19 protein-coding genes are annotated in these 26,761 nt (G+C 58.1%); 5 read left to right on the forward strand and 14 right to left on the reverse strand.

Going from position 1 to position 26,761, the window contains the following annotated elements; translation table 11 throughout:
• Positions 1-3: 3 nt before the first annotated feature.
• Together dmul_RS13140 and dmul_RS13145 are read right to left on the reverse strand one after the other, a co-directional pair.
• Positions 4-1,569, reverse strand: a complete 1,566-nt coding sequence (locus dmul_RS13140; RefSeq protein ID WP_020875905.1) for a DUF2284 domain-containing protein — start codon at positions 1,567-1,569, stop codon at positions 4-6.
• A gap of 82 nt (positions 1,570-1,651) precedes the next feature.
• A complete protein-coding gene (locus tag dmul_RS13145; RefSeq protein ID WP_020875906.1) occupies positions 1,652-2,929 on the reverse strand; it encodes an MFS transporter in 1,278 nt (425 codons plus the stop codon).
• A gap of 271 nt (positions 2,930-3,200) precedes the next feature.
• Here dmul_RS13145 and dmul_RS13150 point away from each other — a divergent pair, with 271 nt between their 5' ends.
• Both dmul_RS13150 and dmul_RS13155 read left to right on the forward strand, forming a co-directional pair.
• On the forward strand, positions 3,201-3,926 hold the full coding sequence (locus tag dmul_RS13150) for an AzlC family ABC transporter permease (protein WP_020875907.1): 726 nt from the start codon (positions 3,201-3,203) through the stop codon (positions 3,924-3,926).
• Complete coding sequence (locus dmul_RS13155) at positions 3,913-4,245, forward strand: AzlD domain-containing protein (RefSeq protein WP_020875908.1); 333 nt, start codon at positions 3,913-3,915, stop codon at positions 4,243-4,245. The genes dmul_RS13150 and dmul_RS13155 overlap by 14 nt, the downstream gene beginning before the upstream one ends.
• Before the next feature lie 75 nt (positions 4,246-4,320).
• On the opposite strand, the gene dmul_RS13160 is transcribed toward dmul_RS13155, so the two are convergent.
• The 4 genes from dmul_RS13160 to dmul_RS13175 form a co-directional block, all read right to left on the reverse strand.
• Positions 4,321-4,896, reverse strand: coding sequence for a flavodoxin family protein (locus tag dmul_RS13160; protein WP_020875909.1), 576 nt, complete (start codon positions 4,894-4,896; stop codon positions 4,321-4,323).
• Positions 4,893-5,780 (reverse strand): ATP-dependent sacrificial sulfur transferase LarE, encoded by an 888-nt coding sequence (gene larE / locus dmul_RS13165; protein WP_020875910.1) that lies wholly within the window; start codon positions 5,778-5,780, stop codon positions 4,893-4,895. The genes dmul_RS13160 and larE overlap by 4 nt, the downstream gene beginning before the upstream one ends.
• A gap of 209 nt (positions 5,781-5,989) precedes the next feature.
• Positions 5,990-6,553, reverse strand: coding sequence for a GAF domain-containing protein (locus dmul_RS13170; protein WP_020875911.1), 564 nt, complete (start codon positions 6,551-6,553; stop codon positions 5,990-5,992).
• Positions 6,554-6,653: 100 nt separating this feature from the next.
• Positions 6,654-7,118 carry a universal stress protein gene (locus tag dmul_RS13175; protein WP_020875912.1) on the reverse strand — a complete coding sequence of 155 codons (465 nt, stop codon included), beginning with the start codon at positions 7,116-7,118 and terminating at the stop codon, positions 6,654-6,656.
• A gap of 805 nt (positions 7,119-7,923) precedes the next feature.
• Here dmul_RS13175 and dmul_RS13185 point away from each other — a divergent pair.
• Positions 7,924-9,555 carry an FAD-dependent oxidoreductase gene (locus dmul_RS13185; RefSeq protein ID WP_020877217.1) on the forward strand — a complete coding sequence of 544 codons (1,632 nt, stop codon included), beginning with the start codon at positions 7,924-7,926 and terminating at the stop codon, positions 9,553-9,555.
• Positions 9,556-9,590: 35 nt separating this feature from the next.
• Complete coding sequence (locus dmul_RS13190) at positions 9,591-10,265, forward strand: YggS family pyridoxal phosphate-dependent enzyme (protein WP_020877216.1); 675 nt, start codon at positions 9,591-9,593, stop codon at positions 10,263-10,265.
• A 27-nt stretch (positions 10,266-10,292) separates the two neighbouring features.
• Here dmul_RS13190 and dmul_RS13195 read toward each other — a convergent pair whose 3' ends face one another.
• From dmul_RS13195 to dmul_RS13230, 8 genes are all read right to left on the reverse strand, one after another.
• Positions 10,293-13,517: an efflux RND transporter permease subunit gene (locus dmul_RS13195; RefSeq protein ID WP_020877215.1), complete on the reverse strand. Its 3,225-nt coding sequence runs from the start codon at positions 13,515-13,517 to the stop codon at positions 10,293-10,295.
• The gene (locus tag dmul_RS13200) at positions 13,517-14,617 is read right to left on the reverse strand and encodes an efflux RND transporter periplasmic adaptor subunit (protein WP_020877214.1); all 1,101 of its coding nucleotides are present in this window, start codon (positions 14,615-14,617) and stop codon (positions 13,517-13,519) included. The genes dmul_RS13195 and dmul_RS13200 overlap by 1 nt, the downstream gene beginning before the upstream one ends.
• A gap of 3 nt (positions 14,618-14,620) precedes the next feature.
• Positions 14,621-16,111 (reverse strand): TolC family protein, encoded by a 1,491-nt coding sequence (locus tag dmul_RS13205; protein ID WP_020877213.1) that lies wholly within the window; start codon positions 16,109-16,111, stop codon positions 14,621-14,623.
• A gap of 68 nt (positions 16,112-16,179) precedes the next feature.
• Positions 16,180-18,105, reverse strand: a complete 1,926-nt coding sequence (locus dmul_RS13210) for a S8 family serine peptidase (RefSeq protein ID WP_020877212.1) — start codon at positions 18,103-18,105, stop codon at positions 16,180-16,182.
• A gap of 35 nt (positions 18,106-18,140) precedes the next feature.
• The gene (locus dmul_RS13215) at positions 18,141-19,499 is read right to left on the reverse strand and encodes a diguanylate cyclase (protein WP_020877211.1); all 1,359 of its coding nucleotides are present in this window, start codon (positions 19,497-19,499) and stop codon (positions 18,141-18,143) included.
• Positions 19,492-21,819, reverse strand: a complete 2,328-nt coding sequence (locus dmul_RS13220; RefSeq protein WP_020877210.1) for a sensor histidine kinase, YfiR-like protein-associated — start codon at positions 21,817-21,819, stop codon at positions 19,492-19,494. Before dmul_RS13220 ends, dmul_RS13215 begins: the two co-directional genes overlap by 8 nt.
• Before the next feature lie 4 nt (positions 21,820-21,823).
• The gene (locus dmul_RS13225) at positions 21,824-22,393 is read right to left on the reverse strand and encodes a TOL_0243 family YfiR-like periplasmic protein (RefSeq protein WP_040415223.1); all 570 of its coding nucleotides are present in this window, start codon (positions 22,391-22,393) and stop codon (positions 21,824-21,826) included.
• Between the two features lie 11 nt (positions 22,394-22,404).
• Entirely contained in the window at positions 22,405-24,459 is a 2,055-nt protein-coding gene (locus dmul_RS13230; RefSeq protein ID WP_020877208.1) for a TonB-dependent receptor plug domain-containing protein, read from the reverse strand.
• Positions 24,460-24,580: 121 nt separating this feature from the next.
• Here dmul_RS13230 and dmul_RS13235 point away from each other — a divergent pair, with 121 nt between their 5' ends.
• Positions 24,581-26,641, forward strand: coding sequence for an oxidoreductase (locus dmul_RS13235; protein WP_020877207.1), 2,061 nt, complete (start codon positions 24,581-24,583; stop codon positions 26,639-26,641).
• Positions 26,642-26,761 lie beyond the last annotated feature (120 nt).

Below are 26,761 nucleotides of genomic sequence, written 5' to 3' on the forward strand. Positions count from 1 at the left end.
GGGTTACTCCAACAACAGCAGGCCGACATAGGTCACCCAGTCGCCCCTGTCCCGCACCGGTCGAAGCGGCCACCCCACCCGCCCGGCCGTAGCGTAGACGTCGATGCCGCAGGCTTCCATAGCGGGGCGGGCCTTTTCGGGATGTCGGCAGACATCGTCGACGGGACACCTGTCGCAGACCGTGCAAGGGCCGGCGCCAAAGGCCAGGGCTTTGGGGAAGCCCTTCAGTAAGGCGGCCCGCTCCAGCGCCAGAAGACGGTGATGAAAATCCCTTCCGGGCGGGCTCCCTTGAACGAGGACGGCCCGGGAATATTCGGCCAGAAGCGACCGCAGGGCTTCAACCGGCATGGCATAAGGCGGACACTGTCGATGCCTGCCGTACCCTTTGCAACCGAACCGGCATTTCCAGGCGGGCCAGTGGGCCGTCACGATATCGGCAGGCGTGGTCATGGCGGCATCGACGAAGCCGATCTCCCGGGCGACTGAAGTCCATTCCTCCGGATCGTCGATGCCGTCCCCCCCGCCGACATCGCCGCCGGCCAGAATAACCGACGTGTCCGTTTCCAGATCACGTACCACCACCCGCTTGACGCCCACGGCATCGAGCCATCCGACGATGTCCCGGCTCTCATGACAGGCCCCTTCGTAGGTGTTGAGCATCATGTTGAGGTCGTAAAAAGCCCCTTTATGGGGACGGATTCCCAAACGGTCGGGGAAATAGTCGTGGATCAGGATCAGACCGCCCGGTCGAAGCAGGATCACCGCCGCCGCAAGCAGATCCCGAGCCGTCTTTCGGCCGTAGGCATGGAGAAAATTGCTCATGATCACCAGCCCGAAGCTGCCGGACGCAAAAGGATGGCGACGGAAGTCACCGGCAACGGACAGTGTACGGGCCCAATCGCCGGGGCAAGGATGGATGCGGCGGCCGGCACGGATCACCTCGGCAAGGTCAAAAAGAACACCTGACGCCGTTGGACGCGTCTTGAGGATCGCCCGGCCCAGGCTGCCGGCGCCGCCTCCGACGTCGAGTAAGGGCCCACGCCAGGACTCATGTTCCAGAATGCTCAGGATCTCGGGGCTTTTTCGGCGGACGAGTCGATCCATGGACCGGACATACTGTTCGTTTCGGGTCCGGTAATCCGCGTCGGACGTTATCGGCGGCTGCCGGGGCCGGTCCGGCAGGGAGACCCTTTCGGCAAGAAGGGACCACCGGGGCTGCATATATCGGCGGTAGAGGAAGAAATCCCCCATGTAATCCGCGCTTTCGACCACAAGAAACATTCGGGCCTGCGGGCTGTTGACCCAACGGCCGTCGATTGCGTGCACAAGGGCTGTTCGCTTCAGTACCCGAAGCAGTCGGGCGAGGGCCTCGGGGCGAGATCCAGCGGCATCAGCCAGTTTGTCGATCCGATCCGCGCCTCTTTCGATCCAGCTGAACAGGTCCAGATCGAGGGCGGCAAACAGCACCTCGGAGTACCAATAAGCCGTGGCGAGGTCCTCCAGGTACTGGAATTGTTTATGAGCCGGATCCGATGTCTGAAACGGGAGGGCGGGGATTATCGGGTTCATTCTATCTTCCTGACGTCTGGTGCCGAGCCAAAAAGGGTAGACAAGCACAGGATATCGATGACGTCAAGAATTTTGGCGGGATTCAAACGGTTTCCAGGGTCTCTCGGGTCAGCGACGCCGCCCCGAAAGCGATGAGCGCGGCAACGAACAGCACCCAAAAAACCGCCTCGTACCCCGCTGGGGTAAATCCTTCCGCAGCGCCGCTCCGCTGTTCGAGAATGTATCCCAGCAAGGGTTGAAAAACGGCGCCTCCGGCAAAGGGAAACAGATTGACGAGACCTGTGGCCGTGCCGGCGATCCCGATGGGAAACAATTCCTTGTTCATGGTGAAGGCGATGACGCCGGCGGCATTGCCGAAAAAGGTCATGAAAAAGAAAATTCCGTAGAGCCCCCATAGCGGAATGGCAGCGGTTTTGAGGGCCAAAATTCCGATCACAAGCAGCATGCCTGTCGCACAAAGCATCAGAACCGGCTTCCTGCGCCGGAAAACCCGGTCGGACAGCCAGCTTACGGCAGGGGCGCCCACAACGAGCCCGACGGCCAGCATGACGAGGATGTGACCGGTCTCGGCTCGGCTCATGCCGTAAACATGAACAAGGTAGGGTCCCCCCCAGAGGCCGGCGATGGCGAAAAAAATTCCGAAATCGAAAAAGAACCAGACGGCCAGGGGCCAGAAGGCGGGACACGTGAGGACGGTTTTCATCCCTGCGGCCAGCCCGGTGCCCGGACACCCTGCCGACGGCGACGGTTCGAGCGGCGACGGCCATCCAAGGTCCCCCGGTCGGTTCCTTACGAAAATCCCGACGAGGACCGCCATTATCAGCGTCAGGCCGCCCACCAGAGTGAAGGCGTTGCGCCATCCCACCCGGTTGCTGAGCCAGACCAGGGGCGTCGTGGCAATCAGCGTGCCGACACCGCCCATGGCCAGGAGAAGTCCGGTCATATAAGCGAATTCCCGTTTGCGGAACCATTCAGCCAGAATCTTGAGGGTGGGGACAAAGAGCATGGCCGCCCCCACGCCCACGATGGTCCGGCCGATGATCGCCCACGCAACGGTCGTGGAAAACCCCATCACGACAGCGCCGCCGGCCGCGACCACGAAAAATACGGTGATCGTCCTGCGCGGCCCCCAGGAATCCGACATGAGGCCTGCGGGAAGTTGCATCAGGGCATAGGGATAAAAATAGGCAGACCCCAAAAGCCCCGTCATCGAGCCGCCGGCCGAGAGATCCTCCATGATGTCGACGGCCAGGACCGCCGGGCATAGGCGATGGAAGTAGACGAGAATATACCCGAAAGAGAGAAGGATAAAGATGAGCCATCGATAGAGCAGTACGTTGCGCATTGCATCTGTGGTCATAAGCGTTCCATTGGGTTGGCGGTCAACAGGGGCGGTTTATGCACCATGGATCCATACCATTGAACCGGACATCCTTCCACTGTTTTTCGGATTGACGCCTCGGGTTCAGAATCCGGTCTTTGCCGGAATGTTTTTTTTTGACCTCGATCCGATTATCCGCTAAGCTCCTCCCCGTTGTTTTAAAGCACAAACTCGCCAACGAAGCCATATGGACAACCATGCATTGTCCGTCCATCGCAGTGTTTTCCGGACACGAAATGGAGTTGCAACCTTGTCGACGCGTAAACATGAATTCATATCCGGAGCCCGGGACAGCTTTCCACTGCTCCTGGGGGCCTTCCCCTTTGGATTGATCTACGGCGCCCTTGCGACAACATCGGGCCTCTCGCCCGCCGCCGGGATGATCATGGCCCTCCTGGTCTTCGCCGGATCGGCCCAATTTATCGCCGTCGGCCTGGTGGCTGCCCGGGTCCCTGTGACGATCATCATCCTCACGACCTGCATCGTCAACCTCCGGCATATGCTTTACAGCGCCACACTGCTCCCCCACCTGAAACATCTCCCCCAGAGATGGCGGATTCCCCTCGCCTTCTGGCTCACCGACGAGACCTTCGCCGTCACTGTGCGGCGATTCCAACGGGAGGATGAATCCCGCTTCAAGCACTGGTATCAGCTGGGATCGTCCATCGCCATGTATGTCAACTGGCAGTTCTGGTGCGGTCTGGGTCTGGTTCTGGGAGACCGGATCCCCGACGCCGCCGGATGGGGGCTTGACGTCGCCATGCCGGTCACCTTCATCGGCATGATCATCCCTTTTGTCAAGAACGTTCCCATGGCGGTCTGCGTTCTCAGCGCGGGGGCAGCCTCCCTGCTGACCCTCAGCCTGCCTTACAAACTGGGCATCATCGTCTCAGCCTTCACGGGAATCTTTTCAGGCCTGATCACCGCGAGAATCGTCAAAAAAACCGGAAAGGAGGCGTTGCGTGAACGTGTATGAGTGGCTGCTCATCCTGGGCATGGCGGGGGTGACCTTCGGCAGCCGTTACCTGCTCTTTGGCCTGGCCGGCCGGATCAGGATGCCCGCCTGGGCGGCATCCTCCCTGCAGTACGTTCCACCGGCCGTTCTGACGGCCATTACCCTGCCGGCGGTACTGTTGCCCCAGGGAAAGTGGTACATCTCCCCCACCAACCCTTATCTGATCGCCGCCCTCGCCGCCGTGGGCATTGGTGCGTTCACGAAGAATCTTCTGGCAACCATCGCCGTCGGACTTGTCGCCTTTTTCGGTTGGCGATTCTTGCTGGCGTCGGTATCGTGACACCCCCGGGCATGGCTTGATCCCGCCGGGAAGGGACGCTTTGTTGTTTCCGCGAAGCGAGAGAGAGATTCCAATTCAGGCGTTGATTTTCTTCAACAGCCAGGCCATGTTCCGGCCCAGGGTTTTCATGGTCTGGAGGCCTTCTTCATCCTTGTCCACGTCTCCCTTGTCGAGGCCGATGCCCATGTTCCAGTAGCTGGATCCGGGAATGATCATCTGGCCGATGGTGAAAAAATGGTTGATGGAATCGAAGGTGTGCACGGATCCGGCGCGGCGAACCGCCACCACTGCAGCCCCCACCTTACGCCGGAACATCTCCCCGTTGGCCTTGGCCACCAGGCCGGCCCGATCGATGAGCGCCTTGAGATCCGCACTCATGTTGGCAAAATAGGTGGGGGATCCCAGGATCATGCCGTCGGCGGCGATCATCTTTTCGAGGCAGTCGTTCAGCATATCCTGAGTGACCGCACATCGCCGATCCTTGTTTTCAAAACACTTATAGCAGGCGATACACCCCTGGATCTTCCTGCCGCCGATCTGCACCAGTTCGGTTTCGATGCCCGCTTTCTCAAGCTCGCCCAGAACGGTGTTGACGAGGCGGAAGGTATTACCGTCCTTTCGGGGGCTGGCGTTGAATCCGATAACCTTCATAATGACATCCCTCCTTTGTCCGCAAGAATTGAGGCGTTCGCTTCCCCCACGCCGTCCGGCGACCTTTCAGGATTCAGGCTTCCCGTACGGTAGCCCTCCAGATCCACGGCGATGCGGCGGAAGCCCAGGTCCTTGAAAAAAGCGACGACCCGGGAACGAAAAGGCTCCCGAACGATCGCGTCCAGGTCTCCGGTGGGAATCTCGATACGGGCCGATCGATCATCAATCAGCCGCACCCGGATTTCACTGCTGATTCCGGCATCCCGAAGGAACATTTCACCGCAATCGATTCGCCGGAGCCTCTCCGCAGTGATCGCCATACCATGAGGGATTCGGGAAGCCAGACAGGCGGATGCGGGGCGATTCCAGACGCCAAGTCCCAGCCGGCGCGCCAGGATTCGAACCTCTTTCTTGGAGAAACCCGCCTCCCGGAGAGGGCTGATAATCCCCAACTCCCGGGCGGCCCGCCGACCGGGCCGGTAATCGTCCAAGTCATCGATATTTTCGCCGTCCAGGATATGGGCAACGCCCTTTTTCGCCCCTATCCGAACAATGTGCCCGAAACGCAATCGCTTACAGTAATAGCACCGGTCCACGGGATTGGTCCTGAAACTCTCGTGGAAGAGTTCATCCGTCGGAACGGTCATGTAAGGTACGCCGATCTCCAGGGCGAACCGGGCGGCCGCTTCCCGATCCCGATCAGGCATCGTCTCGGATACCACGGAGACGGCCAGGACATTCTCTCCCAGGACATCCCGACTCACGCGGAGCAGAAGCGTGCTGTCCACTCCCCCGGAAAAAGCGACGATCACCCGTCCCAATCCCTGAAGATGCGCTTTGAGCCGCTGATACTTCGCTTCAACATTCTCGCGGTCATCCGTCATTTTCGTTTCCGATCCGGACCCCTTTCGGTTGTCGTGAAACCCATCCACTCCAATTCAGGATGGAATTCCTTCGAAAACGGCTATATCACGCATGCGATCGCCACACAACCTGGATGATGAAATGGAAACCGGACGGACGACCAACGCGGAGGGCGACCTATGGTCGCCCTCCGACATGTCCGTAAAGGATAGGATGGGAACCGTCGCACTCAGTAGGTGGGACGCAGCCACACGGAATGGATGGCGTCCACGCTGTCTTTGACGGCCAGAAGTGCGTTGGCCAGACGGAAATACATCATCGTGATCCCAAGATTCTGGGCCAACACCAGAAGATACTCCACATCGTGCTCCGAAACCGCCCACGGAACGGCATCATAGAGCCTGAGTGCGCCGATGATCACGCCGTGAAGGGATATGGGCGTCGATACGATGGATTGAATACCTTCGGCCCTGGCATTTTCGGGGTATTGGAGTTTGTCGCTTTTGGAGACGTCGCTCACGACGACCGGTTCGCGGTTGGATGCCAGCTTGATGCTTTTATCCACCAGCACCGGTCCCTTATTGATATAATTGATGCTCAGCCCGGAAGAGGCCAACAACTCCAGAGCCTCGAATTCAGGGTTCACCATGTAGACGGCGGCACCCTTGATGCCGAGGGTGCCGACCAGAAGTTGGGTCAGCCGGTTGGCCATGATTTCCAGTTCGGTTGATCCGGTAACGGCATCAAAGAGAAGCTTGAGGACGCCAATGTCTATTCTGTTGTTGTCTGTCATGAATTCCTCCTCTTCTTTCATGGCAGCCGCCCAAGGACTGCTGCACGCCGATAAGATTATCTCACAATGCCTCCGTAGGCCGGGTCGCCTCCGCAGGATCTCAGGTGACGATGAGCACCACCACGTCCTCAACGCCCATCACGACCTTCTGGAATACGTGTCCCGTAAAAAATCGGGAGATCTTGCCGGATGTCCGGTTGAGGACAATGACATTGAAGCCGTCGGATTGGGCAAGATCGACGATGTCTTGTGAGATGTCTTTTTTAACGGGTGTGAAGAGGTAGGAGACCCGATCCCTGGAAAATCCGTTTTCAACGAGGCGGTCCCGCACCGCCTTGATCTTGTCCTCCTGCTCGCTGATCCGCTGTCTCAGATAAGTCAGGTTCTGACGCATCTTTTCCATGATCGTATTGTTCCGGGTTTCGATTTCCGGCGCCGGCGTGTACGCACTGAACAATGTCACCGCCACATCCTCCCGGGGCGCAAACATGCGGATGACAAAGTCAACGGCCTTCCGATCGTTCTCGGTAAAATTGTATGGCACCAACACCTTCTGTTTGGTCATCTGCCCCTCCTTTCTCCATATCCTGCCGGTTTCTGCGGTTTTGATCCGAATTCTTTACGGATCCTCATATCATCAAACCCAAACCATCCGGGTCAAAAAGAAAGTTCGTCGGGAAAAACGATCGGCGTTTGCGTGGACAATTCGTTATCGAATCGCGGGAGGCTCTGAGGATATCGTAGATTCGCAGTCGGTTTCACGGGTCGGGCGGCAATCGATTTTATTTCTTTTACTCAACTTTCGATTTTCACAGGTCGGTGCCGGGAGGATACGGCCCGTGCCCCGCTATCCGGCCACCGTCATAAATATCGAAAGTTGAATTTTTTAATAACTCAACTTTCGACTTAGATAGGCCGGTGCCGGGAGGCTACGGCCCGCGCCCCACGCGGTTTCGTTCAAGTGCCGCTAAAGCTTGCTCCGGGCGGCCCGGAAACTCGCTTGCGCTCAAACAGTCCGGGCCGCTGATCCTCCGCGGCGCTTAAGCGGCACTAAAACTCACCGCTCAAGGGGCTCGGGCCGTAGCCTCCCGGCACCTCTTTCCGGTCACCATCATGAAAGTCGAAAGTTGAGTTGATAAACGATAAGCGATTTTTGGGAAAAAAGCAATATGTGATTGATCTAAATTCGTCCGAGACCTGAAGGATTGCCGTCGAACGGCCGAAGATCCTGATCCTGAAGGCATCAAAACCCCCCGGGATTCGCTCGCTGTTGACACCCGCCGTCCCTTTTCTTAGAATATGAAACAAAAACCGGAATGATCCAGGATAAACGATTCCGATCCATACGACTTATTCAATGGAGGTTCACAATGGATGACACCAGAGACATGGACGATCCGCAGGAGACCATGAGCGAAGCGGCGTTTCTGGCGCAGTTGCGGGCAGCCTTTTCGCAGATGCCCAACGATATTCCGATCTACATGTTCGTCAGCCGCGCACGAGATGATGTCTTTGCGCAGACCAACCGTCAGATCGTCCGGATTTTCCGGGAGCTCACATCCAAGATCACCTTTCGCGAATACCCTCTTGATCACGACCTCGCACGGAAATGGAACGTCACCCATTCCCCTACGCTGTTGATCGCGCCGGATCGATACGCCATTCGATGGCTCGGCGCCCCCATGGGTGAAGAAGGGCGAATCTTTCTGGAAACCATGATGATGGTCGGCATGGGCAAGAGTCACCTCAACGCGGAATCGAAAAACGTCCTGCAGAAAATCGACTCCCCCAGAGCCGTCAAGATCTTTGTCAGTCCGACCTGCCCCTACTGCCCTCAGCAGGCACTGAACGGGATTCAGGCGGCAATTGAACGCCCCGATCTCATATCTCTCGAGATCGTGGATATCCAGGCAAACCCGGGTCTGGCGGACCAGTATTCAGCACACAGCGTTCCCCAGACCTTTGCCAACGAGGTTCTGATCGGCATGGGAGCCCAATCCCAGGAACTCTTCTGCGCCTCCCTCAAGAAGCTGGAGCCCCAATCGGTCTTCATTCCGGAGGTGGACGCCGAGCTGGTGGAAAACGATGTGGTGATCGTGGGCGGCGGCCCTGCCGGCCTCACAGCGGGCATTTATGCCGTCCGCAGCGGCCTCAAAACAGCCATTATCGAGCGGGACGCCCTTGGCGGCCAGGTGGCGACCACGCCCATCGTCGAAAACTACACCGGCTTCAGCCAGGTCGGGGGGAAAAACCTGGTGGACATCATGGTCAGCCACGCCCTCCAGTACACCCAGATCTTCCAGGGCGAGGCGGTACTGGACATCACGCCGGGAAACCCCATGGTCGTCCAGACCAGCCGCCGTAAGTTTCACACCCGCGCCGTGCTCCTGGCCACCGGCGCCTCCCACAAACATCTGGGGATTCCAGGCGAAGCACGATTTGCCGGAAAAGGGGTGAGCTACTGCAGCACCTGCGACGGTCCCCTTTTTGTCGGCAAGAACGTCATCATGGTGGGGGGCGGAAACAGCGCCGTCACCGAGGCCCTTCATCTCCACCACATGGGCGTCAAGGTTACCCTCGTCCATCGTCGGGATGCCTTGAGGGCCCAGGACGTTCTCGTCGGCCACCTCAAGTCGGCAGGCATCCCCATTCTCTGGAACACCGAGGTTAAAGAGATCCTGGGGAAAAAATCGGTGGAGGCGGCACTGCTGATCAACAACCAGACCGGCGAAACCACGACCTTGCCCGTCAAAGGGGTTTTTCTGGCCATCGGATACCAGCCGGCCGTCGATCTGGCGAAAAAGATCGGGGTCGAATTGACGGCGGAAGGCTACATCCGACACGACCGGCACCGCACCAACGTTCCCGGGGTGTACTCCGCGGGGGATGTGGAGGGCGGCTATAAACAGATCGTCACCGCTTCGGGCCAGGGCGCCGAATCCGCCATGGCCATATTCGAGGATCTCATCAACCCTTACTGGCAGACCCGAAAAGAGATCTGACGGAACGCCGGAACACACAACGGACGGAATCCGAAATGAGCATCCAATCCACCTATAGAGAAATCCGGAAAACGGTGCCGGCAGACGTCGACATCTTGCTGGCATGCAAAACGCGAACCCCCGAGGAAGTGCTGGCGGCGATCGACGCCGGCGCTACGGATTTGGGGCACAACTACGTCCAGGAAGCCGAAAGCATGGCGGCGGCTCTGGGCGAGCGGAGCGGGGCCGTTCGGTGGCATATGATCGGCCCCCTCCAGAAAAACAAGATCAACAAGGCCCTGCGATTGTTCGACGTGATCCAAACCGTCCACTCCTTCAAGCAGGCTCAGGAGATCCAGAAGCGGGCCGAGGCGGTGGGAAAGCATCTTACGGTCTACATCGAGGTCAACATCGGCGAGGAATCCGCAAAATCAGGCGTCCCACCCGAACAGGAGGTCCTGGAAAAACTGGCGCGGGAAATTTCAGGATTGAAGAATCTTCGTCTCGAAGGGCTCATGACCATGGGGCCTTTTTATGACGACCCCGAGGCCATACGCCCCTATTTTCGAAAAACCCGCCAGATCTTCGATCACATCCGCTCCCTGAAAGTGCCCGGGCTCGATCTTACGGTTCTCTCCATGGGCATGTCGGACTCCTATCGGGTGGCCATCGAGGAAGGCAGCACCATGATCCGTCTGGGGACGATCGTCTTCGGGCCTCGACAGACCTGACGAAAGGTCGCCCTGCGCGTTGGGCCGCTATCCTTCATAGCGCTTGCGGTAAACGGCGAAATAAGTGACCGGGATCACCACCAGGGTAAAGAGCGTCGAGGCGAACAACCCGAAAATGAGCGTCCACGCCAGACCTGAAAAGATGGGGTCGAGGGTGATGGGCCAAGCGCCCATGGCCGTGGTGGCCGCCGTCAACAGAATGGGCCGCATGCGGACGGCCCCGCTCTCGAGAATGGCCTCCCGAAACCTCAGGCCCTGCTTCAGAGCTTCCTGGATGAACTCGATGAGCACCAGGGAATTCCGAATAACGATCCCGCCGAGGGCGATCATCCCGATCATGCCGGTGGCGGTAAAAAACACGGGGTCGGCAAACCCCCCGACAGACTCGGCCGCAACCAGATTGAGGAGCCAGAATCCCGGCATGGCGCCGATGAGGGTAAGGGGAATCGCCATCATGATCAACAGCGGCATGAAAAAGGAATGGGTCTGGATGATGAGAAGAATATAGATCCCCATCAAAGCTGCGGCAAAAGCGATGCCCATGTCCCGGAAGACCCGAAGGGTGATCTGCCATTCCCCTTCACCGGCCCAATCGACCCGGGTTCCCGGGGGCATCGGATCCTTCTCAAGCTTTTTCTGCATGTCCAGGATCGCTTCGCCCGGGGCTCGCCCCGCCATTTCAGCAATCACGAAGACCACCGGCTCCAGATTCTTGTGATAGATGGGCTGGGTCTCCACGGCCTGGGTGATGATGACCAGCTCGGCCAGAGGGACCATCGTCCCGGACGCCGTTTTGATGGGGATCTGACTGAGTCCCGCGACGCCGGACCGTTTGGCCCGCGGCAGGATGATCCTCACCAGGAGCGGCTGCCGTTCGTCTGGAACGTGGACCGTCGCCGGCGTCGCCCCTTCAAGAGCGATTCTCAGGGTCTGGACCACCGCATCGGCGCCAACCCCGTGCAGGGCCGACTTTTCCTTGTCGATGGCAAAATCGATCCGGGGACGTTCAGCCTCGGTCATGTCGTCGATATCCACCACAAACGGCTCCGTCTCCATGATCTTTTGAAGATGCCGCCCCCCTTCGATAAGCCGCTCATAAGAGACACCGGGGTCACCGTAAATTTCAGCGGTAACGGTGGCGAGCACCGGCGGTCCCGGCGGCATTTCGACCAGCTTGACGGACGCCCCGTATTCCGCTGCGACGGCGGTAAGATCCTTTCTCAGGCGAAGCAGAATGGCGTGGCTCTGCATCTTCCGATCGTCCTTGTGTCGAAGATTGACCCGAATGTCGGCCATGTCGGCACCGGTCCTCAAATAATAATGACGGACCAATCCGTTGAAGTCGATGGGGGAGGATATTCCCACATAAGAGATGAAGGTCGTCACTTCCGGAACGGTTTCGAGGTAGTCTTCATAGGCCCGGACCACTTCACGGGTGGTTTCCAGGGTCGTACCTTCGGGCATGTCCACAACGATTTGAAATTCGTTCTTGTTGTCGAAAGGCAGCATTTTGAGGGGCACCATCCGGAAGATCACGAGCAGCACGGGTAGGGCCATAAGCGCGGTGATCCCCGCCGCCAGCAGCCATCGGTGGGCCCGGGAGTCGAGAAATGGCGCGACGACGGCGCGGTATATTCCCGCAATACGCCCGGTCTTTCCGGGGGCATCCGATTTTTCAGCCGTCCGTCGGTCCGCCTTGTTTCGAAGGAGGATGTAGGTGAACCAGGGAACGATGGTGACGGCGCACAAGGTCGAAAAGATGACGGTGATGGGTACGTTGGCGGCCATGGGGGCCATATAGGGGCCCATCATGCCCGTAATGAAAAAGAGGGGGGTGAAGCTGACGATGATGGCCAGCGTCGACATGATCACCGGCGGCAGCACCTCGTTCACCCCAAACAGCACGGCATCGACAGGCCGTCTTTTGCCCGCGAACATGTGGCGCTGAATGTTGTCGACATTGGTGATGGGATCGTCAACCACCAGCCCCAGAGACAGGATCAAGGCAAACAAGGTCACACGGTTGATGGTATATCCCAGCAGAAAATTGACGAACAGGGCCAGGGAAAAGCTGATGGGTACCGCCAGAGCGACCACCAGCGCCTCCCGCCATCCCAGGGTGATCACCAGGAGGACCACGACGGTGAGGATGGCCCCCCCCAGATTGGCCAGAAGTTCATTGACCTTCTCCTGGGCCGTCTCTCCATAGTTTCGGGTGACCACCACCGCTACGTCCGCGGGTATGACATCCTGTTTCAGGGTTTCAAGACGGGCGAGAACGTTTTCGGCAACGACCACCGCGTTGGTTCCCCGTTTTTTGGCCAGTGCCAGAGTGACTGCCGGACGTGTCCCTGAAGACTCCCGAGGATCATTTTCCGCGCGCCAGGCGTCCGAGAATCCAATATGGGTGTAACCGGATACCTCTTCGGGTCCGTCGGCCACAGCCGCGATATCCCGAAGATAGACAGGCCGGTTTTCTTGGACGCCCACCATCAGCGTCGCCACCTCCTCGGCGGATCGGAGGAATGCGTTGGCGCCGACGCTGAACTCCCGGTTGAACCGTGAAAATCGCCCGTCGATGAGCGATACATCGGCCCCCGACAGGACCCGCTGGACATCGAGAAGGGAGATGCCCAATCCCGCCATCCGCTCGGGGGACAACGCCACTCGGATTTCACGACGACGCCCGCCCTTTATCTCGGTTCGGGAGATATCTTCCACTTCAGACAGGCGGGCCAGCACCTCTTCTCCGATGCGACGGAGTTGGTAGTCGTCGTAACGGTCGGAATATAGCGTCAGGTTGAGGATGGGAACGTCGTCGATCTCGATCGGCTTGATCACCCAGCCTTGAACAATGGGCGGGGCCTGGTCGATATTCATCATGATCTTGTTGTGAAGCTTGACCAGGGAAGCCTCGCGATCCTCTCCGACAAAAAATCGCACCGTAACCAGCGCCATGTCCCGGCGAGCGATGGAATAGACATATTCGACCCCGTCAATCTGCCAGAGCAGCCGTTCGAGGGGGGTTGCCACCAGCTTTTCGATTTCCCGGGGATCGGCACCCGGCGCCTGGACATAAACGTCGGCCAGGGGCACCACAATCTGAGGTTCCTCTTCCCTCGGCGTGATCAATACGGCGGCAACGCCCATACAGGCGGCGGTGATAATGAGAATAATCGAAAGATGTGAGGTCAGAAATTCATGCACGATACCCGATATGATCCCTGAGGGTCGCTCCAGGCTGTCTGCCATTATTCATCCCCCCGCAAGCGGAGTATTTCCCCGCCCGACAGGCCGGACAGCACCTCGATGCCCCCAGCATGTCGTTCTCCGGTCTGGATATAGCGTGATACCCATGCATCCGCCTCCCGGACCTCCACGATTTCCAGCTGCCCGACCCTTTTCACGGCGTTTTCGGGAATGACGACGACGCTGTGCACCTCGACGGGAATTCGGAGGCGGCCGAACATTCCGGGGTACAAACCAGGGGCGGCAGGGAGGGATGTCTTGATCAGGAAGGTTCGGGTCATTGGATCGGCGTAAGGCACGATCTCTTCGACGACGGTATCGAACGATTGGCCTGTGGCGGTGATATACGCCGAAAGACGGGATCCCGGGGCGACATCGACAATAGCGCCTTCCCTGACATAAGCTTCCATCCTGAGGCGGCGCCCGGTCTGAATGGCGAGGAGGGGCTTTCCCGGCATTGCGAGGTCGCCGGGTTCCACAAGCCGCCCCAGGATCTCTCCCTCCTCGGGCGCCGTGATGACGGCGTATCCCAACGAAATTTCCGATTCCCGAACGACCGCCCCGGCCCCCCGGATGCCGGCATCCGCGGCGGCCAGCCCCGCCCTGGCCTGGTGCAGTCCAGCCTCGGCCTGCCGATAAGTCGACTCGGCGGCCTCCAGTTCCTGGGCCGTGGCGGCTTCAGACCGGAAAAAGCCCCGAATCCGGTTGACCTGGGCCAATGCCTGATTGAAGGCCGCCTCGGCGGCAGCCACCCCCTGGTGTGCCTGATTTTTTGCCGCAACGGCGCTCTCGAGCGCGGAAATCGCCTGAGCACGTCTGGAAGTCAACGGCCGATTGTCCAGGATGATCAAAACCTGCCCTTTTTCAACCCTGTCCCCCGGGCGTACCTTTACGTCAAGAACCTCGGCCGTGACTTGGGCCTCGATTTTCGACGCCGTCTTCGGTCGAATGGTCCCCACGGCTTCATACCAGTCCGTCACGCTCTCCATCACGGCGCGAACCTCGCCGACAGCGTCCCCGCCCACCGCGTTTGACGCCAACGACAGGAAGAGGATCAACGCCCCGACCAGCGACCGGAAGGAAAGGATTCTGAATGAACTCATGACTCACCTCGCTTGCAACGGATTGGCATCAGAGGGTTGAGGCCGCTCTTGCCCATTGACCCAGCAGCCGACGGCTCTGCATACCTCCGCCCTGGCCGTCTCCTGATCATAAAACGCGGCTGCAGCCCGAACGCCCGCTCTGTTCCGGTCAAGTTCGGCCTCCAGGTACCGGGTGATATTGGCCGCTCCCCCCTCGTACTGCGTCCGGACCAGTTCCAGGGATGCCTCGGCCAAAATTTTGCTTCGCTGAGCGACGAGGCGCCGCGCCCGAGCCTCGTCGAGATTGAGATAGGCGCTTTTGACCTCACGACGAACGGCGAGGAGGGTTCGATGGTCCTCGGCAAAAGCCTCTGCAACCATCGCATCAGCGCGTTTCATGGCGGCCCCGGTGCTGAATCCCGTAAACAGATCCCAGTTGAGCATCACCGCCACCACCCAATTCTTCCGATCCATATCGTAGGCCATCTTTTCATCGTCGAAATAATAGCGTCCCGTGAGATCCAGGGTGGGCATATAGGTGCTTTGAGCTGCGTCGAGCGCCATCCGGGATCGGACGACGGACACCCTTGCCCGTTCAAGTTCCGGCCGGTGAGTGAAACTATACGCCAAACCGGAGGAATAGTCCGAAGGGATGGTCGGTGTATCCATTCCCGCCGCCTCCAGTCGGACCGACGGCTCGAAGGCGACCCCCATGATGTCGGCCAGATTGACAAGCGCGTTTTGATATCGGCTGTGGCTGCGTACGAGTTCTTCCCGGGATTCCGCCAGTCGCACCTCCAGGGAAAGGAGATCCGATCGGAGAACGCCGCCGCCCTCGAACCGCGTCTGCATGATTTCCAGCTGTTTCTGGACGGTGGTCACCGATTCCTCGGCGATCCCGATCAACGCCCTGGCCGCCAGGGCTGTGTAAAACCGGCTGATTACCGCGGCAATCAGGGCATTGTCCACCGCTGCCTGATCCAGGAGGGAAATGTTCACGCCGGCATCGGCTATTTGCCGCCCCAGATAATCCCGGCCCCCATTGTAGAGATTCAGACGGGCCTGGAAACCCGTCTCGAAGTTATCGAGCCTTCCGGGTTCGTTAAAATCCGCGTCGCCGGGAAGCCGGCGCTGATCGATGGTCTTGAAAAGGTAGGCGGACGGGGCATCGGCGGCGGTATATTCGGTGTAGAACCCCAGATGCGGGTAGAACGCCGCATTCGCCTCCTGAACATCGGCTCCGGCCTTCCGGATCCGGGCTGCGGCGATTTTTTTGTCGGGACTGTTTTTCAGCGCGATTTCAATGGCATCGGCAAGCGTAACCGGCCGGTCGATGCGGTCGGTCGTCTCCCTCTCGGGATCGGACTGGACGGGGGCAACGGACGTGAAGCCGTCAGCATATCCCTTTCGAATCTCATCGTACAGATAGCGTTTTTTCCCGGGAATGCATCCTGAAACCAGGCACAATATCAGAATCAAGGGTGTCCATCGCCAAAAACCGGAGGCCGCGCGCATTCCACATCTCCTTTCAGTCTCGGCCGACATCATTCGAAGGTTTGGATTTCAAGCCTTGAGCGTATTCGTCAGAAAGGCGTACGACGGGAAAAAGCAGCGGTGTCTATGAAGCACCCTCCCCCGCCGTCATCGTCAAACGTTTTTTCCATTCCATCATCGTCCGGCTCGACCGTGAGCGCGGCGGCGGCATTGACGCTTCCACCGCTCACCACCGTCGTCACAAGCGTCTCATGAGGATCCACCGAGGCCAGAATGGCTTGTTTCACCTCCAGATGGGTCAATTCCGGGCGATGGGACCACACCAGCCCCGCCACCCCCGCCACCACCGGTACGGCCATGGAGGTGCCGCTTTTATAGCCGTACTCGTCGCCGGTAAACACCCATCGAATCCCAGTGAGTCGAATGTCGTCGATGGAGACGCCGTCGAAATTGACGGTGTCATTGCTGGACAGGCGAAACCGAAGGTAAAATTCAGGATCGACCGTCTCCTCGCCGCCCCATCCGTTGATGGTTTCGACCCCATTCGAAAAACCGGTGAACGCTCCGGTGAACGGAAAATCAACGGAAAAATTCTCACCGTCGGCGGAGCCCTCCACGTAGACGAAATCACGTTCGGCCTCCAGAGCATAGCGGGATTTGAACTGGATATGAAGCCCCCGGTAGTTGTCCACGACAATAGGGAATCGTGTCTGAATGTAGGAGGATTCGTTGTCGTGGTATTCGGTGATGGAATCCCGGATGACGTTCGATCCGAAATCCTCGCTGAAACCGATGGACCATGCTTCGAATCGATACCCCATCCGCCACTGACTGTCGCCGGTTTCGAAATCCTCCGAGAAGAGGATATTTCGATCGGGGGGGGTAGTACTGTAGATGTTGGGAAAAAAATTGCCACCGGGTGCGGCCACATCCACGGAATTCAAGCCGAAATTGGAATAGGCGGCCAGTCGGCCGCCTTCGTCGGTGGCGGCGACGGCGATGATGTTGGGCAACGCGTAGCCGGCGGGATAGATGGGAAGCATATCGTTGTCGATGCCGTCGTTTCCGGCGGCGGCCAGGACCAACACACCGTTTCGATGGGCCATCTCAAGGATGTCGAACTGAGCGGCGCTCTCGCCGTAACCGCCAAAGCTGCAGTTGATGATCCGAGCCCCGTTCCTGACCGCATATTCCACGGCCGCCAGGATAATCGCGTTCTGAATGCCGCCGAAGGCATTGACCTCGAACAGGTCGAATACCTGGAGCGGCATAATCCGGGCCCGCCACATCACCCCCGTCGTTCCAATGCCGTTGTTCCCCGCAGCGGCGATGACCCCGGCCACATGGGTGCCGTGGCCGTCTCCGTAGAGATCGACGGAATAATCGGACGGGTTGTTGTCGTCGTTCACGAAATCCCAACCGTGAAGATCGTCGGGAAAGCCGTTGCCGTCATCGTCCAACCCGTTGTCGGGTATTTCCCCCCGGTTGGTCCAGACGTTTTGAATCAGATCGGGATGTTCGTATGCCACGCCCGAGTCGATGATTGCGATGACCAATTCCGGATCCCCGGTTTCCCTGTCCCAGGCCTCGGGAGCGGAAATGTCGGCGCCGGCGACGCCGGTGCCGCCGTTGACCCACTGACCGGTGTTGTGGAGATGCCACAGCAGCCCAAAATCCGGATCGTCGGGAAGCACCTGGGGCATATAGACGTAATTGGGCTCGGCGTATACGATTTCCGGAAGCGATGCCAGTCGATTCAGAACGGCTTCGATGTCAGCCGCTTCCGACAGGTGCCAGTACTCGACCCCGATACTCGAAAACACCTGGACGACCGTAGCGTCCACGAGGGCACGAATTTCCTGACGGCGTCGCTCGGAAACGTCCGTATCAAATTTTACCAGGATCTCTCCATCCCGGCGCTGCACGTCTGTGGAAGGGACATTACCGCCCCCCCACATCTGCGCCGGCAACATAAGCCATACCATCAAGGCCCATACCGTCAACCGTCTTTCCATAAACACCTTTTTACGCCTTCCTGCTTTTTTGAAGATCAGCGCCGGCGGCGGGACGCTCGAACGGCGTCCTTCCCTTCGTCTTTGACGTCGAACATCGCCTGGTCCGCCAACGCCAGAAGGCCGTTAACATCGGTGGCATCCTCCGGAAAGGCGGCGATACCGAAGCTGGCCCGAATATGGACATCGTGTCCGTGGTTGGAAAGGTAGGATGTTTCACGAATCCGGGTCCGGATCTCCTCGGCCTTCCGGAGGGCCTGGGCCTTGTCGTAACCCGGCAGCACCACCACGAACTCGTCCCCGCCATAAGCCACCCCGTAGCACGGCTCCGTGAGGGTCTCCTGGATGGTTCCGGCCATCTCCTGAAGTGTCTGGCTGCCTTTGAGATGCCCGTAGGTATCCACGACCGTCTTGAAGTCATCCACATCCATGAACACCAGGGAAAAAGGCGTTGACTGGGCACCCGCGGTCTCCACCAATTCCTGGAGAGCCTGGTAAAGGTACCGGGTATTGTAAAGTCCGGTCAGGCTGTCATGGGTAGCCTGGTATCGGAATTTTTCACGGCTGCGTCGGAGCTCCTCCTCGGCCAGTTTCCGGGCGGTGTGCTCGACGGCGATGGCTTCTATGAACGGCGTGTCGTTTTCGTTGGTTGCAATGCGGGCATTCAGCATGATCCAGGCCGGGGATCCGTCCCGCCGTCGGATCTTCAATTCATAATTGGTAAGAAGCCCCTCCACCTTTAGCCGATCGATCATTACGGCCCGATCCGCAGGGTCGAAACAGAACGTGTCGGCCATATTTTCGACCGCGAGAACCTCCTCCGGCGAATCATACCCCAAAATACGTGCATACGCCGGATTGAGATCGATGATCTCGCCGTCAAGGGTGCTTTGAAACATCCCCTGGACTGCATTGCGGATCATGCTGCGATAGCGCTCTTCACTCTTTTTCCGTTCGGCGATCTCCGCGTTGAGCTGTTGGTTGATCAAAAGGAGACGTTGCCGCGATCGATGAAGTTCCAGCTGGGTCTTGACCCGTGCAAGAAGCTCGGCGTCCTTTACAGGCTTGGTCACATAATCCACCGCCCCCGTCTCGAATCCCCTGACCAGGCTTTCCGTATCGGTCTTTGCCGTCAGGAACAGCACAGGAATGTCGGCAGTTTTCGGGTCCTCGCGGAGTCTGCGGCAAACCTCGAATCCATCCATCTCCGGCATCATGATATCGAGAAGGATCAGATCGAAGGGGTTCGTCCGAACCAGTTCCACCGCAGTTGCGCCGCTCTGGGCGAATGCCATGCTGTATCCCTCGTTCTGAAGAATGTTGGCCACGACCTGGATATTTTTAGGGACATCATCCACGATCAGGATCTTGAATTTTTCAGGTGAACCTTCAGGCATTTCCAGTCTCCTCGACATTTCTCCGGTAAAGATTTTTGATCTTCTGTACAAGGTTGGGGTAGGTGTCCATGGTGACATTGATCCTCTCGATATCGAAACTGCTCACCTGGGCTTCAAGATTGCTGCCGAATTCACGCAGAAGTTCGAACTGGTGAGCTTCGCCGGCTTTCTGTATCTCCTTGGCAAACGCGCCAATATCCTCGAAAAAACCGTTGCTCCGCGCTTTCTCCCAAAGCTCGTGGTATGTGGATTCGAGTTCTTGAATCAATCCCGGCAACCCCGCAAGGATCTCCGGTGAAACCCATTCATCATCACCGACATCCGGTTTGTCCGTCACATCCTCCCGGGATTCCTCTTCCGAAATCGATGCCTTGTCGTATTGGATGAAATGGGAAAGCCGACGGACGAGATCCTCCTTTTTGAAAGGCTTGATCAAAAGCCCGTCAAAACCGCACCGTCGAATTTTTTCCTGTTCGGACCGCATGCTCGATGCCGTGAGAGCGATGATGGGAATATTCCGGGAAGCCTCGTCGTCCCGGATGAGCTGTGTGGCATCGCATCCGTCCATCACCGGCATCCGGATGTCCATGAGTATGATATCAGGCTTTTCCTTTTTGGCAAGGCTGACCGCCTCTTCCCCGTTGCTTGCCTCCACGAACCGAATCGGCGTGTCCTGCAAATAGGCCTTGACCAGATTGCGATTGGCCTTGATGTCGTCCACCACGAGAACGGTCGACGGTTCAAAAGCGATGGCGCGACGGCCGTCGGCACCATAGGTTTGGGCTTCCGCGCGCGCGGTGTCCCAGGCCACCCCGTTAAAAATCATCTCAAAGGTGCTGCCGCGACCGATCTCCGACCTCACGGTGATTCGCCCCCCCATCATTTCCACCAGGCGTTTGGTAATGGTGAGTCCCAATCCGGTGCCGCCGTATTGTTTGGTGCTCTGACCGTCCTGCTGCTTGAAGGCTTCGAAAATCGTCTCCCTCGACTCCGGCTGAATGCCGATCCCCGTATCCTCTACAGCCATCAACAGGTCCAGTTTCCCCTCGTCCTCCGCCCGATCCAGTTTTTCAGCGTAAAGCCGGATATGACCCGATACCGTGAATTTCACCGCATTTCCCATGAGGTTGAAAAGAATCTGCCTGAGCCTTACCTCGTCCAGAAGGAGGTATTCGGGAATATCGGAATCGATCTCGGTAATAAATTCAAGCCCCTTGTCCTTGATTTTCAGGGAAAAGATATCCCGTATCTCGTCAAAAACGGCAGCAAGATTGACGGGTTCGTATTGAAGCTCCATCTTCCGGGCCTCGATCTTGGAGAGATCGAGGATATCGTTGATGAGGGTAAGGAGGCTTTTGCCCGACGAGCGGATGGCATCCAGATAGCTTCGCTGTTTTGGATCGCTGATCAGGGAATAGAGCAGGTCGGTGAATCCCAACACCGCATTCATGGGCGTCCGGATCTCGTGGGACATATTGGCCAGAAATTCGCTTTTTGCCCGGTTGGCGGTTTCCGCAGCCTCCTTGGCCTTCTTGAAGGCTGTTACGGACTCTCTCAGGGCATGGGTTCGCTTTACGACAAGGTCCTCCAGATGCTCCCGATGTTCCTTCAGTTCGCTCTGCTGTGATTGAATTTCCGTTAGCATTTCATTGAAGCCGTCAATCAGCACGCCGATTTCGTCATCCCGCTGAAATTTCTCCGCACGGACCGAATAGTCTTTTTTTTGAGAAATGAGCTTCGCCGTCTGGGCCAGATTCAGAATGGGAATGGAGATGATCCGCTGCAGCAGGGACGAAAGCATCAGCGCCACCAGAAAAGCCATCAGGATGATAACGCAGACGATGGCGATATAGCGGGCCAATTGACTCCGAATCTCATCCAGATCGTGCTGAATGAAAACCGTGCCGATCTTTTCCTCGTCAATGAGGATCTCCTGGAACAGAAAGAGATAATCCCCTTCAAAGTAGTGACTGGTCCCCTGAATTTGCGGCGGCCTAACGGCATTTCCGCCTTCGGAGGCGGCATATGCCGCAAAGACGGTACCGTCCGCCCGGTAAATACAAGCATAAACGATACCGGTGTTGGCGCGAAAAGCTGAAAGGTGCCTTTCGGCGGTGAAACGGTCATCGAAGACCAGCGCCCCCTCGCTGTTGATGCCGACGACTTTGGCAAGGGTGGAAAGATCCTTGATCAGATTTTCACGGAAGGAGATGACGCCGATGGTGACAAAGGCAACGGACGCCAGAAGAAGGGTGATACCGCTGGTGCACAGGATGATGAGAATCAGCTTTTGTTTGATGGAAGTCCTGAATCGGTGCATGAGCTCATTCTTCCCGCTTCTGAACGATATCCGCCGACATCAGCAGCTGTGAACTGAATTTCAGTCCGGCGGATTCTGCGGCGTCCAGATTGACTTCAAAGCGAAGCTGGTTCCGGTTCACAAAAAAATTGATGACCCCCCCCATGCGGGTGAACCCTTTGATTTCTCCGATACTCAGAATTCCCGGTTTCCGGACCATGCCCAGGGTCGGTGCCACGAATGTCTCGTCGTCCGAGGCGATGAATAGAATCTGGCAGGCATCCAGAGATTCGTCGGCCGCGATTTTTCTGACGTCGATCCTTCGGCCTTTCACGACTCTGTCCTGCAGGGAGAACAGCATGTCGGCGGCGGGGTTTGTGGAGGCGATGCACAAATTGATGGGGCTGTCGGAAGAGGGAAAGGTCTCGGGCGGCCATTGGGTAAACCGGATAAAATGATAGACGAAGCCCAACTTTACCTTGTACTCCGCGCCGGAGAGGGTCTCTCCGGAAACAACGCCCGGCAGCCAGGCCGTCAGGCAGAACAGGATGGCCCAGATCTTCAGGCCGGCGCGTCGATGTCCCGTCGATATCAAGCGAGTCCCCCTTAGAAGCACCAGTCCGCCTTGAGATAGATGCTGCGCTCCACCTCGATGGAAGAGAATTCGGCATGACGCGGCTCCAGGAGATTCTGACCCACCACAGACAGCTCCAGCCGGTCGGTGGGACGATAGGCGAGCCGGGCATCCAGTGAGGCATATTCATCCACGTCGTTCTCATTGAGTCGATCCACATACCGAAACCACAGATCCAGCTCGAGCTGCGACGTGATGTTGAGGGCGGAGCGAATGGATATCTGGTTTCTCGGGTTGCTCGCCTGGATAAGATAGGTTTCGTCCTCCCCTGTATCCAGGAGCCCCGGATTCAGATTGGTCTCGAGGAACGTATAGGAACCCTGGAGCAGCCAGAAAACGGTCGCCTGCCAATAGGCGGCCAGCTCGATACCGAAGGATTCCCCCCGGAGGCTGTTGTCGAAGTGCAACGGAACGATAACGTACGGGGCCCCTTCGACTTCAATTTTTCCGTCATGATCGTAGCGATAAGCGATGAGGTCTTCGTAATCGTTGTAAAATGCCGTGGTGTCGAACCACAGGCTCGACGCCGGCTGGAATCGATAGCCGGCCTCGTAGGCCACCAGGGTTTCGGCGTTGAGCCCATTGTCTCCCATCCCCCTGTAAACCACGGGCACCTGGCCGATCGCCGATGGATCCGGCAGGGTCACCTCCTGGACGATGCCGTCGTGCTCGACCCGGGACGGCACCCGGGCCGCACGCGACACCGCTCCCCAGAAGGAATGCCGCTCGTCGAGGTTCCAGAGAAGCCTGGCGCTGGGCTGAATTTCCCACCTCGTGTAATCGTTGTGTTCGAACTTGGCGCCCAACGTCAGGTTCAGCCGATCGAAAATTCGAATGCGGTCCTGGACAAAAGCGCTGTAGTATTGAAGTGTTTCCGCGTCAGGGTCGAGGATGGTTTCTTCGGAGTTCTTAAAATTATCGAGGATAAGCCGGTAATTGAGCCCCCAAACCAGCTCATGACGATCCCGAAACGGGAAACGGTGCTGAAAATCCAGATCGAAAGTACTCGCCTCTACATTGGCATAATCAATGTCCTTGTCGTAGTAGTCATAAAAGAACTGGAGGACGCTGTCGGATTTCTCCGAAAAGGTGCGGGTCCACCGGCTCAGCATGTGGCCGCCTTTCGCTCGCGAGGTATCCCGGATCTGACGAATATGGGGGGCTTCAGGGGCCAGCATGGGAATTTCGGCTCGGTACCGGTTCTTGAAAACCTCTCCCTGCAAAAAAACGCTGTCCCGGCCGTCTTTCGGCTTCCATTCCATTCGGGCACCGCCCCGGCCCGACTGCCAATCGCTGTTGACGCCGTCATCCTGAATCGGATCATCGCTCTGGAACAAACTGCCGCGATCGAAATATTTAGCGTAAATCCGGTAATGACTGTCACGGCCGAAAACGCCGCCATAGCGAAGCGTACCGATGCCCTCCTCGCTGCCGCCCAGTGCAGTCACCTCTCCCCCCTGGGTGTCGGCGGCTTTTTTGGTAATGATATTGATAACGCCGTTTACGGCATTGACGCCCCACAGTGCGGCCCCGGGTCCCCGGATAACCTCGATTCGGTCGATATCCTCCAGCACGGTATCCTGAATATCCCAGAAAACCCCCGATGCCAGGTGGGAATATATGCTGCGACCATCCATCAGAACGAGCAGTTTGTTAGCGAACAGTTGATTGAGATCCCGCATATTGACGGCCCATTCCGTAGCGGACACCCGAGCCACTTCCACGCCCGGCGCCATACGAAGGGCCTCGGGTATACTCGTCGCTCCTGATCGCCGGATATCGTCCTGGGTAATGACGAAGACGGCCGCCGGTATCTCGCTCAGATTTTTGGGCGTTTTGGAAGCCGAGGTGATCTTGACGCTTTTCAATTCCTCCAGACTGAACTGGGTAAAATCGATGTCGCCCTCGTCCGCCGGGCCCGCCGCGGAAACACCGGCCAACGGGGCCGTGAGCAGGATAATCCCAAGCACGACCCATCGGATTACATGCCGATGTTTTGAAGGTTGGACCACCTGTAACTGAAACATATATTCCTCACACACAAAAAGCTGTTTGGGTTTGTGGTGGGATATATTATATTTTTCCTGATAGAATGCAAACACTAAACGAAATCAAAAGATTTATTTCATAACAATATGGGAGAGCGCCATGCGTCATCCACTTTACCCGCATCTGTTTTCCCCTCTGGACCTCGGGTTCACTACACTGAAAAACCGGGTGCTCATGGGATCCATGCACACCGGACTTGAAGAGGCGCCCGGCGGCTTCAGCCGTTTGGCGGTCTATTATGCCGAACGGGTCCGGGGAGGTGCGGCCCTGATCGTCACGGGCGGCGTATCGCCCAACGCGGCGGGACGCACCACGGACGGGGCCGCCAAGCTGAATACCGACGCCGAAATGTCCCGGCACCGGGAGATTCCCAGAGCCGTGCATGCGGTCGGCGGGAAAATCGCCCTCCAGATTCTCCACGCCGGTCGATATGCCAATCATCGGGCTCCAGTGGCGCCGTCCCCGCTCCAGGCCCCCATCATCAGATTTAGCCCTCGTGCCCTGACCGACGAGGAGATTGAAGAGCAAATCCGGGATTTTGTCCGGTGTGCTGCGCTGGCGAAATCAGCGGGATATGACGGCGTAGAGATCATGGGGTCCGAGGGGTACCTCATCAACCAGTTCATCGCTCCCCGAACCAACCATCGAACCGATCGCTGGGGCGGGAGCTTTGAAAACCGCATCCGATTTCCCCTGGATGTTGTTCGGGGGATCCGGAAGGCCGTCGGCGAGGCCTTCATCATCCTGTACCGGCTGTCTCTCATCGACCTCGTCGACGGAGGCAGTACCTGGGATGAAGTACTCGCCCTGGGGCAGGCAATCGAAGGCGCGGGCGCAACATTCATCAACTCCGGTATTGGCTGGCACGAAGCGAGAGTCCCCACCATCGCCGCCATGGTTCCCCGAGCGGCTTTTACCTGGCTGACGGGTCGGCTTCGAAGCGCCGTTTCGATCCCGCTCATCACCGGCAATCGGATCAATATGCCCGAAACCGCCGAAACCGTCCTCGCCCGGGGCGATGCCGACATGATTTCCATGGCGCGGCCATTTCTGGCCGACCCGGAATTCGTCAAAAAGGCCCGGGAAATGCGCGCCGAAGAAATCAACACCTGCATCGGGTGCAATCAGGCCTGCCTGGATCACGTTTTCCAGGGACGCGTCGCATCCTGCCTGGTCAATCCCAGAGCATGCCGCGAAACCGAACTCACCTACATTCCCGCCCGAAAAAGAAAACGTCTTGCCGTAGTGGGCGCCGGTCCGGCAGGGATGTCCTTCGCCGTCATTGCCGCAAAGCGGGGGCACGACGTCACTCTTTTCGAAAAATCGGGCTGCATCGGAGGGCTGTTGAATATTGCCCGGCGCATTCCCGGAAAGTCTGAATTCGGGGAAACCCTCAGATATTTCGAGAAGCAATTGGAGATCAATCAGGTCAAGACCCGCCTTTATACGGAAGCCCGTTCGTCGGATTTGATGATGGCCGGGTATGACGCGATCATCCTGGCATCCGGGGTCGTTCCTCGGACCGTGACGATTCCCGGTGCCGACCACCCGAAGGTTCTGAACTACATGGCGGTGCTGAGCGACGAGAGACCGGTGGGCGGGCGGGTGGCCATCATCGGTGCGGGCGGCATCGGATTTGACGTCGCCGTTTACCTGACCCATGACGCCGCCGAGGTCGATCCGACGGTTTTTCTGCGGGAATGGGGCGTTGACACAGCATACGCGTCCCGGGGCGGTCTCCTTGAAACCGCCCGACAAACGCCGCAAGGCGCTCGGGAAATATACCTTCTGCAACGCAAAAGCGGAAAGCCGGGCAAGGATCTCGGCAAAACCACCGGATGGATTCATCGGACGGCCTTGATGCGCAAGGGCGTCAGGATGATGGGGGGCGTCACTTACCGCGGCATCGACGACAGGGGACTTCACATCGTCTTTCAAAACGAAGAGCGGCTGATCGAGGTGGACACCGTCGTCATCTGTGCCGGTCAGGATCCTCTCCGCACGCTGGAACCCGAACTCGTATCGGCAGGCATGCCCTGCTACTGCATCGGCGGCGCAGACAAGACCGCCCGACTCGATGCCAAGCGGGCAATTGCCCAGGGCGCACGGCTCGCTGCGGAAATTGATTTGAAATGTCCGGTATTCCATGGTAACGATTGAGTACAATGCATCCCCAAGCACCGATTCCAAAACGATTTCGGAAAGAAAGCCATTCCGGGTCGTCTGCGTTCCCCACCCTCGGCATCGTCGGCGATATCCGCCCATTGAAGCCCGTCCCAC

Origin of the sequence: Desulfococcus multivorans, assembly GCF_001854245.1 — a bacterium.
In the GTDB taxonomy this organism is placed as follows: Bacteria; Desulfobacterota; Desulfobacteria; order Desulfobacterales; family Desulfococcaceae; genus Desulfococcus; species Desulfococcus multivorans.

Coding starts and splice junctions, on each gene's coding strand:
- dmul_RS13200 (WP_020877214.1), bottom strand. CDS start 14,617: ATGAGTTCATTCAGAATCCTTTCCTTCCGGTCGCTGGTCGGGGCGTTG.
- dmul_RS13230 (WP_020877208.1), bottom strand. CDS start 24,459: ATGTTTCAGTTACAGGTGGTCCAACCTTCAAAACATCGGCATGTAATC.
- dmul_RS13210 (WP_020877212.1), bottom strand. CDS start 18,105: ATGGAAAGACGGTTGACGGTATGGGCCTTGATGGTATGGCTTATGTTG.
- dmul_RS13175 (WP_020875912.1), bottom strand. CDS start 7,118: ATGACCAAACAGAAGGTGTTGGTGCCATACAATTTTACCGAGAACGAT.
- dmul_RS13190 (WP_020877216.1), top strand. CDS start 9,591: ATGAGCATCCAATCCACCTATAGAGAAATCCGGAAAACGGTGCCGGCA.
- dmul_RS13140 (WP_020875905.1), bottom strand. CDS start 1,569: ATGAACCCGATAATCCCCGCCCTCCCGTTTCAGACATCGGATCCGGCT.
- dmul_RS13205 (WP_020877213.1), bottom strand. CDS start 16,111: ATGCGCGCGGCCTCCGGTTTTTGGCGATGGACACCCTTGATTCTGATA.
- dmul_RS13195 (WP_020877215.1), bottom strand. CDS start 13,517: ATGGCAGACAGCCTGGAGCGACCCTCAGGGATCATATCGGGTATCGTG.
- dmul_RS13220 (WP_020877210.1), bottom strand. CDS start 21,819: ATGCACCGATTCAGGACTTCCATCAAACAAAAGCTGATTCTCATCATC.
- dmul_RS13160 (WP_020875909.1), bottom strand. CDS start 4,896: ATGAAGGTTATCGGATTCAACGCCAGCCCCCGAAAGGACGGTAATACC.
- dmul_RS13185 (WP_020877217.1), top strand. CDS start 7,924: ATGGATGACACCAGAGACATGGACGATCCGCAGGAGACCATGAGCGAA.
- dmul_RS13145 (WP_020875906.1), bottom strand. CDS start 2,929: ATGACCACAGATGCAATGCGCAACGTACTGCTCTATCGATGGCTCATC.
- dmul_RS13170 (WP_020875911.1), bottom strand. CDS start 6,553: ATGACAGACAACAACAGAATAGACATTGGCGTCCTCAAGCTTCTCTTT.
- larE (WP_020875910.1), bottom strand. CDS start 5,780: ATGACGGATGACCGCGAGAATGTTGAAGCGAAGTATCAGCGGCTCAAA.
- dmul_RS13215 (WP_020877211.1), bottom strand. CDS start 19,499: ATGCCTGAAGGTTCACCTGAAAAATTCAAGATCCTGATCGTGGATGAT.
- dmul_RS13235 (WP_020877207.1), top strand. CDS start 24,581: ATGCGTCATCCACTTTACCCGCATCTGTTTTCCCCTCTGGACCTCGGG.